Below are 2,349 nucleotides of genomic sequence, written 5' to 3' on the forward strand. Positions count from 1 at the left end.
GCTCGCTGTCATTTCTATGATCAAAAAAATAAACATAATTCATAGAACAATAAAATAAAATAAAAAACAATTTCCTGATCAGAAAAGGAAATTGTTTTTTTATTTAACATGGCGGGAGCTTTATCTCATAGGACAGTTGTAGAACGTTGACACTGTCGTGAAATGTTATCCTTTGGTCATGGTGAGGAGAGAAACAAATTGAAATCAATGTTACAGCTACTGCATTTTGGCTACCATCAGGCGATGAGCTGCATATTTCCAATTACGATTTTTGGAACATTAGCTCTTTCTAACATCGTAGAAATACCTTTCATTCATCGTTATGATGCCATTCTACTTGTACTGCTTGGCGTGCAATACCTCATGTATCGCAGCGGATTAGAGACACGTGATGAAATCAAAGTAATCTGTATATTTCACATCATTGGTTTGCTGCTTGAGATCTATAAGGTCAGGATGGGCTCTTGGTCATATCCGGAGCTAGGGTTTACAAAGTTGCTTGGTGTCCCGCTCTATAGCGGATTTATGTATGCAAGTGTTGCAAGCTTTATGTGTCAGGTTTGGCGGAGACTACGAATGGACATGACTGGCTGGCCTGGGCTTGCACCATCGGCGCTGCTTGGAGGAGCCATCTATTTCAACTTTTTCACACATCATTTTATTCCTGATTTTCGCTGGTGGCTGACGACGCTTGTATTTATTGTATTCTGGAAAACATGGATCATATTTCGGGTAAGAGCTATAACTTATCGAATGCCTTTAACCCTTTCATTTATTATTGTAGGTTTTTTTATTTGGTTAGCTGAAAATATAGCCACGTTTTTTAATGCTTGGAAATATCCTGATCAGAATCAAACCTGGCAGCTGGTCAGTTTCAGTAAGATTAGCTCATGGTTCCTTCTGGCAATCATTAGTGTCATTATCGTCGCCCAGCTGAAACATGTAAAAGCGGAACGGACAAAAAACGATTCATCATTCAGCTAGGATTCATGTTCCTCTGGAAGACCGCCAATTGCTTGGAGAATGACCATACTTTCGTTTAAACAGTTTAGAGAAATGAAACTCGTCATAAAATTGCAGCTGGGATGAAATTTCCTTCACTGACAGGCTTGTTGTCTCCAGCGATACTTTGGCCGATTCTAGCTTTAAATTTTGCATATACTCGCTGGGTGATTGGCCTGTTAATGCGCGGAAGCGCGAAAAAAAGGACGTTCGCGACAAGCCGCTGCGTTCGATGAGTTCTTCGACCCGAATACCCTTATCCATATTCCGATGGATATAGATTAATATATTGTTGAGTTCGCTTTGGCGCGAGGTCTGCCCTGACTCAAGCTCTCTAGCAAAGAGTACCAATAATTGTTGCAGGAAGATATTCGAAGAATAAGCGTAACCGAAGGATTCTGCAATCAAAGTATCAATGATACGCTCGCACAGCAGTACTGCCTCTGCAACTTTTCCTGTTGTTTCGACCTTGCTTACAGGAAGCTGCAGATTTCGAATGGTGTCCAGGGAATTGAAATCAAGATAATAAAATTTCCAGTTATTATCCTGACACTTGTATTCGGAGGGAATTCCCTCCTGAACGAAAAAGAAAGTGCCTGCTTGCAGCTCATAGCGGTCATTCCCTTGGGATAGGATGCCCTTACCTTCATAAGTAATAAAAAGACCAGGAACGACGAATCCTTCACTGGTTATAATGTTGTATGCATCGTCAGCCTGCACTTTCCAAATCGAATTAAATTGAGGGAAGTTGATGGGTTCTTTTCCAAGTATATAAGGAATATTCATGTAGGTCATATTAATCAAATCCATTCCATTGTTCTAATATACATTTAATTTCACAAATTACCGTGAATTCTATGTATAATATGTACAATTATACATGATGTGAATACATGTATCCATGGATGCATAGATGATTTTCCTCTACACTTAGAACAAATACCGAGTAGAGGAGTGTAATTGAAATGAAGCTTAAAGTTGGAAGCCGTGAATTAGAAATGGATGGAAAAGAGCTCACAGAGCTCAGAAGCTCAAATGATATTTTTCATGATGTTCAGGCGCTGCGCGATCGGATGGAGGAAGACGGTTATTTACTGATCCGCGGGTTTCATGACCGTGATAAGGTGATGCAGGCTCGAACAAATATTTTGGAAAAGATSAAACAGATGGGAAAGCTAGATCGGGATACGCAATTAGAAGATGGCGTTATGGCAGATGGAAGCAAAACGATTTTTTTTGGAGGAACAAACGAGGATCTTCCTGCACTGCTTAATGTTTTGAATGGGGAGCACATCATGCGATTCTTCGATGAACTTCTCGGAGAACAGTCGCTGACTTATCATTACA

The 2,349-nt window shown here is 40.2% G+C and carries 2 protein-coding genes and 1 pseudogene; 2 read left to right on the forward strand and 1 reads right to left on the reverse strand.

Annotated elements, in window-relative coordinates; all coding sequences use genetic code 11:
- The first annotated feature begins 207 nt into the window (after positions 1–207).
- The gene (locus AB4Z17_RS33115; RefSeq protein WP_441964672.1) at positions 208–984 is read left to right on the forward strand and encodes a DUF817 domain-containing protein; all 777 of its coding nucleotides are present in this window, start codon (positions 208–210) and stop codon (positions 982–984) included.
- Positions 985–987: 3 nt separating this feature from the next.
- On the opposite strand, the gene AB4Z17_RS33120 is transcribed toward AB4Z17_RS33115, so the two are convergent.
- Positions 988–1,788 (reverse strand): AraC family transcriptional regulator, encoded by an 801-nt coding sequence (locus AB4Z17_RS33120; protein ID WP_441964670.1) that lies wholly within the window; start codon positions 1,786–1,788, stop codon positions 988–990.
- Positions 1,789–1,967: 179 nt separating this feature from the next.
- Here AB4Z17_RS33120 and AB4Z17_RS33125 point away from each other — a divergent pair.
- Positions 1,968–2,349, forward strand: a pseudogene (locus tag AB4Z17_RS33125) (phytanoyl-CoA dioxygenase family protein); the annotation flags it as partial.

Origin of the sequence: Paenibacillus sp. TAF43_2, from assembly GCF_052113545.1 — a bacterium.
Taxonomy (GTDB): Bacteria; Bacillota; Bacilli; order Paenibacillales; family Paenibacillaceae; genus Pristimantibacillus.